At 64.3% G+C, this 7,381-nt stretch carries 8 protein-coding genes; 4 read left to right on the top strand and 4 right to left on the bottom strand.

Annotated features, from left to right (window positions below):
- The 3 genes from J4G38_RS20505 to J4G38_RS20495 all read left to right on the top strand — a co-directional run.
- On the top strand, positions 1 to 693 hold a 693-nt coding region (locus tag J4G38_RS20505; protein WP_226163614.1), incomplete at its 5' end, for a fumarylacetoacetate hydrolase family protein.
- Positions 680 to 1,510, top strand: coding sequence for an amidohydrolase family protein (locus tag J4G38_RS20500; RefSeq protein ID WP_210513951.1), 831 nt, complete (start codon positions 680 to 682; stop codon positions 1,508 to 1,510). The genes J4G38_RS20505 and J4G38_RS20500, both read left to right, overlap by 14 nt.
- 12 nt (positions 1,511 to 1,522) lie before the next feature.
- The gene (locus J4G38_RS20495) at positions 1,523 to 2,311 is read left to right on the top strand and encodes an SDR family oxidoreductase (protein WP_210513949.1); all 789 of its coding nucleotides are present in this window, start codon (positions 1,523 to 1,525) and stop codon (positions 2,309 to 2,311) included.
- A gap of 124 nt (positions 2,312 to 2,435) precedes the next feature.
- Here the strand turns inward: J4G38_RS20495 and J4G38_RS20490 are convergent, their stop codons facing one another.
- Genes J4G38_RS20490 through J4G38_RS20480 form a run of 3 tightly spaced genes read right to left on the bottom strand, consistent with a single transcriptional unit; the run spans position 2,436 to position 5,910 of the window.
- Positions 2,436 to 2,645 (bottom strand): PID-CTERM protein-sorting domain-containing protein, encoded by a 210-nt coding sequence (locus J4G38_RS20490; RefSeq protein ID WP_210513947.1) that lies wholly within the window; start codon positions 2,643 to 2,645, stop codon positions 2,436 to 2,438.
- 57 nt (positions 2,646 to 2,702) lie between these two features.
- The gene (locus J4G38_RS20485; protein ID WP_210513945.1) at positions 2,703 to 5,309 is read right to left on the bottom strand and encodes an ice-binding family protein; all 2,607 of its coding nucleotides are present in this window, start codon (positions 5,307 to 5,309) and stop codon (positions 2,703 to 2,705) included.
- 28 nt (positions 5,310 to 5,337) lie between these two features.
- Positions 5,338 to 5,910 (bottom strand): helix-turn-helix domain-containing protein, encoded by a 573-nt coding sequence (locus tag J4G38_RS20480; RefSeq protein ID WP_210513943.1) that lies wholly within the window; start codon positions 5,908 to 5,910, stop codon positions 5,338 to 5,340.
- A 222-nt stretch (positions 5,911 to 6,132) separates the two neighbouring features.
- Between J4G38_RS20480 and J4G38_RS20475 the strand changes: the two genes are divergently transcribed.
- Positions 6,133 to 6,348 (top strand): hypothetical protein, encoded by a 216-nt coding sequence (locus J4G38_RS20475; RefSeq protein ID WP_210513941.1) that lies wholly within the window; start codon positions 6,133 to 6,135, stop codon positions 6,346 to 6,348.
- Here J4G38_RS20475 and J4G38_RS20470 read toward each other — a convergent pair.
- The coding region (locus J4G38_RS20470) for an InlB B-repeat-containing protein (protein ID WP_449555733.1) at positions 6,329 to 7,381 on the bottom strand (1,053 nt) is incomplete at its 5' end. The genes J4G38_RS20475 and J4G38_RS20470 overlap by 20 nt on opposite strands.

The raw sequence follows: 7,381 nt of genomic DNA, 5'->3' as shown, positions 1-7,381 counted from the left end.
CTGGCGCCCGTGGCCGCTGGCGAGCGCCTGGGGCCGCCGGTGGCGCGGCCGTCCAAAATCCTGTGCATCGGGCTGAACTACGCCGACCACGCCCGCGAAACCGGGGCCACGCCGCCGCCCGAGCCGGTGCTGTTTATGAAATCGACCACGGCCTACGTGGGGCCCAACGACGACGTCATCATCCCCCGCAACTCGGTGAAAACCGACTGGGAAGTGGAGCTGGCCGTGGTGATTGGCAAGCGCGCTTCCTACGTGGACGAGGCCGATGCGCACGAGTACATTGCTGGCTACGCGCTGCACAACGACGTGTCGGAGCGCGAGTTCCAGCTGGAGCGCAGCGGCACCTGGGACAAGGGCAAGGGCTGCGACACGTTTGCGCCCGTGGGCCCGTTTATGGCCACGCCCGATGAGCTTGGGGACGTGGACAGCCTGCGCCTCTGGCTCACGGTGAACGGCCAGATGATGCAGGACGGCACCACGGCCAACCTCATTTTCAAGGTTCCCTTCCTGATTTCCTACCTCAGCCAGTTCATGACGCTGCTGCCCGGCGATATCATCTCGACGGGCACGCCGGCCGGGGTGGGCCTGGGCTTCAAGCCGCCCATCTACCTCAAGCCCGGCGACGTGGTGGAGTTGGGCATCGACGGCCTGGGCACCTCGCGCCAAACGCTGAAGGCATATGCCAAGGATTGATTCGCACCAGCATTTCTGGCGCTTCGACCCCGTGCGCGAGGCCTGGATAACGGCCGACATGGCCGCCATCCGGCGCGACTTTTTGCCCGAGGATTTGCAGCCAATTCTGGCCCGGCACGACTTCGATGGCTGCGTGGCGGTGCAGGCCAGCCAATCGGAAGCGGAAACTGATTTCCTGCTCGAATTGGCGGCTGGGCACGACTTCATCAGGGGCGTGGTGGGCTGGGTCGATTTGCGGGCTGAGAACATCGGGGAACGGCTGGCGCACTACAGCCAATTCGCGAAGCTGAAAGGTTTCCGGCACGTTTTGCAGGGCGAAACTGACCGGGAATTGATGCTGCGGCCCGCGTTTCGGCGCGGCCTGACGGCCTTGTACCACCACGGCTTCGCTTACGACCTGCTGATTTTGCCGGACCAGCTGGGCTATGCGGCCGAGCTGGCGACGGCCCTTCCCAATCAGCCCCTGGTGCTCGACCACCTGGCCAAGCCGCTCATCAAAACCGGCGAAATCGAGTTCTGGAAGCGCGATATCCAAGCCCTGGCCGGGCACGAAAACGTGCTGTGCAAAGTATCGGGCCTGGTGACGGAAGCCGACTGGCAGCACGGGCAGCCCGCCGATTTCAGGCCCTACCTGGACGTTGTTTTTGAGGCTTTTGGGCCGCGACGGGTCATGTTTGGGTCCGACTGGCCGGTGTGCAGCGTGGCCGGCGGCTACGGCCGGGCGCTGGGTCCGGTAGCCGATTACCTGGCCGCTTTTTCGGCTGCTGAGCAGGCCCGGTTCTGGGGCGGTAACGCGGCCGCTTTCTATCATTTATAATCAATTTCCACCATGGATTTACAGCTGCAGGACAAGGTCATTATCGTTACCGGCGGCGCCAGGGGCATCGGTGAGGGCATTGCGCGGGTGCTGGCCCGGGAGGGCGCGGTGGCCGTCATCGTGGGGCGCAATGCGGCTGATAACCAGCAGGCCGTGGCCGCCATCGAAGCCGCGGGTGGCCGGGCCTGGCAGGTGGCCGCCGAGCTGGCCGAACCGGCCGAATGCGCCCGCGCCGTGCAAGCCGTAGTGGCCGGATTTGGCCGCATTGATGGCCTGGTGAACAACGCCGGCGTGAACGACGGCGTGGGCCTGGAAACCGGCGACTACCCCGGCTTCATGGCCAGCCTGCACAAGAACCTGGTGCACTACTACCTCATGGCCCACCACGCCCTGCCCGAGCTGAAAAAATCGAAGGGCGCCATCGTCAACATCTCCTCCAAAACCGCCGAAACCGGCCAGGGCAACACCTCCGCCTACGCGGCGGCCAATGGCGGCCGCAACGCCCTCACCCGCGAGTGGGCCGTGGAGCTGCTCAAGTACGGTATCCGGGTGAATGCCGTGGTGGTGGCCGAATGCTGGACGCCCGCCTACGAAACCTGGGTCAAAACCCTGGCCAACCCCGAGGAGAAGCTGCGCGAAATCACCAGCAAAATCCCGCTCGAAAACCGCATGACCACCGCCGAGGAAATTGCCAACACCACGGCCTTCCTGCTCTCGGCCCGCAGCAGCCACACCACCGGCCAGATTCTGCACGTCGACGGCGGCTATGTGCACCTCGACCGCGCCCTGGCCAACGCTTAGCCCCGATTTCCATAATGTTTGCCGCGCTCTATAATCCGGCGCTACCCGATAAAAAAGGAGCGATGGCCACTTGGCCATCGCTCCTTTTTCTTTTTGCTCACTTTTAGCCCACTCCCGCCGGGACTTATTGTTGGGCCTTGCGGCGGGCCTGCAGCTTGCGCAGGCCATAGCCCACCCCGCCGGCCAGAAGGAGCGAAATGCCGCCGTCGATGGGTGTATCCGTGGGCGCGGTGCCGGGGGCGGGGCCACCCGAACCGGGCTGAGCCAGAGCTGATACGCTGGCCAAGGACCACACAGCCAGCAGCAAAGCGGCTGAAAATAGATAATGCTTCATGGTATTGAGAGGAAAGGCAGTAAAGGCCGGCCCCGGCTTTGGGGCCGGCGAAAGAAATTATTGAATGACGACGCGCTTGGCCAGGGTGGTGGCGCCTACTTGCAGGCGCAGGGCATACACGCCCGCCGCCAGCCCGGCGGCATCCACCGCGAGGCGGGCTCCGGCGGCCAGCAGGGCCGCGTCCTGGCGGCGCACCACCTGGCCCAGGCTGTTGAGCAGCTCCGCGTGCAGCTGAGTGGCCCCGGCCACGGCGGGTACCAGCACGGTGAAGGCATTGTGGGCCGGGTTGGGGTAGAGGGTGATTTCGGCGGCCGTCAGGGCCGTGGCCGTAGCCAGCACCGAGCGGGCCCCAAAGCTCAGCGTGAAGCGGCCCGTGAGCAGCGCCGCAGCCTGCGTGGCAGTTACGCTAAAGGTGTAGTCTGGCTGCGTGCGCAGGTTCACCAGCTGGCCCGTGGCAGCATCGGTGAGGAAGGCGTCGAGGGTGGCGGGCAGGTTATTCAGGGCCACGCCGGTCAGGGTGTAGGTGCCGGCGGCGGGCACGCCCACGGTCAGGGGCAGTACGGTGGCGGTGGTGAAAGCCGGGCGACCATCAATGGCCAACGCCTCGCTGGTGCTGGCCACCGAGGCCAGGTTCAGGCCGGTGGTGTTGGGCAGCTTCAGGGCGTCGTACTGGGCATCGAAGCCAGGGGTGGCACCGGTTTCGGCGTACGCATACAGGGCATCGGCGGCCCCGGTGGTGCCGCGCAGCTCCAGCTGCACCAGCGGCCGGGTATCAGTGGTCGTCCGTTGGAAAGTGGTATTGTTGAGCGCCGTGAGGCGCTGGCTGTTGCGGAAGGTGAGCGTGCCGCTGGTCTGGCCGGTGCTCACGCGGGCAAAAAAGCCCTGGGCCACCGGCAGCACGGGGTTGCCCACGCCGTTGGCGTAGCTGCGGTAGGTGCCGCCGTACTGGCTGGCGCTGGCATACACATAAATGGCCGCATCAAGGTTGGAACGGTCGGCAAGGGCCACCAGACTGTAGTCGAGCGGCGCGGGGTACGGGTTGCCCAGCAGCTGCCAGCCGGCGTCCGTGCCGTTGGTTGAGGCCGAGCTGTTGCGGCTCAGGTTCAGAACCTGGTCGCCGGTGGTGAGCGTGCCCACAAAATCGACCACCTGTGAAGCGCCGATGTTGACGGCGTAGCCCTGGCCCACGCCCAGCGGCGTCGTCAGGCTGGCGGGCACCACAAAGCCTTTGTCAAACGCGCCCATGTTGTTGGTCAGCGTGACGCGGGTTTGGTCGTAGGCAAACACGGTGGGGAACGGTGTAGTCGTGCTCGGCGTGGCCGAGGCGTTGTAGGTACTGGCTTGGCTCACCTCGGGGCTGAAGCCGGCGGTAGCCAGGTCGGCCACGGTGGTGTTGCTCACCGGGGCACTGTAGTGGCGGTAGCCCAGGCCAGGGTTCGCGGTTGGGGCAATGTAGCGTTGCACGGTGACCGCGCCGCTCACCGTGCCACCGGCATTGTCGACCAGGGCCGTGCCGGCCGGGTCAGAAAGCAGCATCAGGGGCCGGCCGCCGGTGCTGAGGCCGCCGTTGGTGAGGGCCAGCACGCCGTGAATACTCACCGCACCGGTCTGAGTGGCGCCGGCAGTGTTGGTGATGGCCAGGCCCCAGAACTGGGTGCTGCCGCCGCCGCCGATGGCCTGCGCCGTGGTGCCGCTCAGCGTCACGGTGCCCGCCGTGGCGCTGATGGTGCCGCTGTTATCCAGCGCACCTTTCACGTCCAGGGTGCCGCCGCTTTGCGTCAGGCTGGCGCTGCTGCCAATTGTCAGGGTTTTGGCCGCCGCGCTGCCGCTGGCAATCAGCGGGTAGGGCGAAGTGCCGGTGGGCACGACGGCATCCAGGAGGCTGGTGGGCACGCCATCCGACCAGTTGGCGGCCGTAAACCAATCCGTGGTGCCGCTGCCCAGCCAGAAGGTCGAAGTCGCGGTCGGGACCAGGCTCGGCAGGGTGGCCGTGCCCGTGTCAATCGTAATAGCACCGCCTCGCGAAAGGCCCCGGCCAATCAGCGAAGCTCCTTGTATGAGGTTGATGGCGCCATCAACGAGCAGCGTGCCCCGGAAAACGGAGTTCTGGCCCAAATCGACCCGGCCCGTTACCTGCCAGTACACGTTAGCCGCCGAGGCGCCATTAATCAGCGTTACGGTCGACGACGCGGCGGTGGTCAGCGCGCCGGACACTCGCAGAAAAAACAAGGCATTCGGGTTATTCTGCGCATCTAAAATCAGGTTGCCAGCCAGGGTGGTGGCCGCGCCCACGCAGTAGGAGCCGGGTATCAGCACCTGCGGGTTGCTGACGGGGCCGCCGTACACCGCCAGCGGCACCACGCACGGGATGGTGGACATATAGGAAAAGGCCGTTTGCACATCCGTAGCCGCTTGCGTTGAAACAATGTCCGCAACGTGAATGCTGCCCATGACGACCCCCAGCGGAAAGCCGCTGAAAGCGCCCGCGTTGGTGCCAATGTCACCTTTGATTACGCTGGGGCCGACGTTATCGAAGGCCCCGACCGCGGTAAACATGGCAAAGCTGGAAGCAGCCCCCAAAGCCGGGGCAACCTGGCCAACGCTGGTTTTGGGGGCAGCCCACAAAACGGCCGCCGCCAGGAGTAATAGATAGTTGTTTTTCATGATTTTCGGGACGAGGGATGGGGAGATATTACGCTACAAAATTCAGCCGCCTGATTCCGGCAGATGTTACGGGATTACAAAAAAGATTTACACGATTCCCACTTGCCGCACGGATGCACTCCAGCGCGAGGCGCCGCTGGTGCATGAACTGCTTGAAAAAGCTCGGCGTCAGGCCCGTCACCTTCTTGAACTGGTTGGACAAGTGCCCCACGTTGCTGTAGTTCAGCTTGTAAGCTATTTGGGTAAGATTGAGCTCGTCCTCCAGCAGCAATTCCTTCACCCGGCGAACCTTGAGCCCGATGATGCACTGCTCAATGGAGCCGCCCGTGGCCTCCGAAAACACGTTGGCCAGGTAGGTGTAGTCATGGCTAAGCCGCTGGCTGAGGTGGTCCGAGTTGCGGCGCTTGGGCAGTTCAGTCGAGGAGTACACCAGCTCGATGATGGCATTTTTGATGTTTTCGACCAGCGCAACGCGGCTGGCTTTGGGCGCAAGGCCGGGCGTGGGGTATTCGTGGGCGGCCGGGCGAGCGGCGCGGGCACACCGCGCCCCGATGGCTTCGTGGCGAAGGCCAGGGGCATTCCCTATTGTTTGGCTGGTCATGGTTTGGCAATTGCTTGCCGGTAATTCGCACTAGAACTTCAGTAGCTGGCTCATAACGCTTTTCTATGCCGATAACCATCCGCGGCTCCAGGTCGGGCGAGGCAGGATGTTTTCTAGAAAAGACATTACCAATCTGAATCTGTGTCTTAGAACGCAGCACCACCCGCAAGGTTGAGGCATTCCCGTATTGGGAAGCAAGGTTTTTCTTTATTTATCAACAGAATGAATCAGGTCATAGATGAGGTATTTCTTTCCCAAAAAAATACTTCCTTGTATCGGATTTACTACTTGGCGGTTAGCCGCCCGCTAACCGCCGCCAACCTGGCAAAAAAAGAAGTCCCGGCGCTCGGCCAGGACTTCTTTTTTTGTAGTGCAGTTACGCGGGAGGTACCCGGCAGGGCTTTGCACCACTTGCCCTTTACCGGCGAATCAGCTTAAGGTGCGCCTGGGCCACTTTGCCCTGCAGGTACAGAAAATACACCCCGGACGCCCCCGTTGAGGCAGAGAAATCAAGCGCTACCTGGGAAGTGGTGGGCAGCACCGTCAGCGTCCCTTCGCTCACCTTCGCGCCCAGCGACGACAACAGCTCGTAAGACACCTCGCCCTCGAAAACGGCCGGTAGCACGAGGCTAAACCGGCCAGTGCCCGATGGGTTCGGATACACGGCGGCCGGGACGGTAACGGCCGGCTGGCCCGCAGCTTTTTGCACGGCGGCCCCGCCCGTGGCAGCAGTGGTAGCCAAGGCCGTGGCCGACTGCCGGGCGGCCTGGTTCGTGACGGTGAAGGCGATGGTGAGCGCCGTGCCGGCCGTGCCGCTTCCGCTGCCACCGCTGAAGGGTGTGGCCTTGAGCGAATAGCTGCCCACGGCCGGCGTCCAGACGTTATAATCCCCGTTGGTGTCGCCAAACAGGGCATACGAGGCCACCGATTCGGTCTGGTTCTGGCCCTGCGTTCCGCTCAGCACAAAGGCCACGCTGCCCACCGTGGCCGGACTGGTGTTGGCCCGCACATTGAGGTGCTGCGTGGGCAAGGTGGCCAGGTTGAGCACCGCCCCTGCCGTGAGCGCCTGCAAGTCCAGGTCCGTATCGGCGTTCACGAGGGTGAAGCTGGCCACGGCCGGCCCACTGGGAATGGGCGTAAACGTGGCCGTAATGGCCTTGTTGGCACTCATGGTCACCGGGAGCGGGTTGGCCGTGCCGGTGGCGTCGCCGCTCCAGCCGGCAAACTGCTGGCCGGCGCCCGGCGTGGCCGTCAGGCTCACCAGCGTGCCGCTGGGGTAGGTGGCCTGGTCCGGGCTCTTCGCAACCGTGCCGCTGCCGCTCGTGGCCACGCCCAGCGTGTAGGAAGCGCCCACCACCTGGTTGGTCACCGAGAACGAAACCGTGAGCGGCGTGCCGGCCGGGCCACTGCCCCCGCCGCCGCCGTAGGGCGTGGCCAGCAGCGAATAATTGCCCACCGGCGGCGTCCAGGG

The organism is Hymenobacter terricola (assembly GCF_017921975.2).
Taxonomy (GTDB): Bacteria; Bacteroidota; Bacteroidia; order Cytophagales; family Hymenobacteraceae; genus Hymenobacter; species Hymenobacter terricola.
The sequence above is the reverse complement of the archived record's forward strand: the minus strand, read 5'-3'. Positions and strand labels throughout refer to the sequence as shown.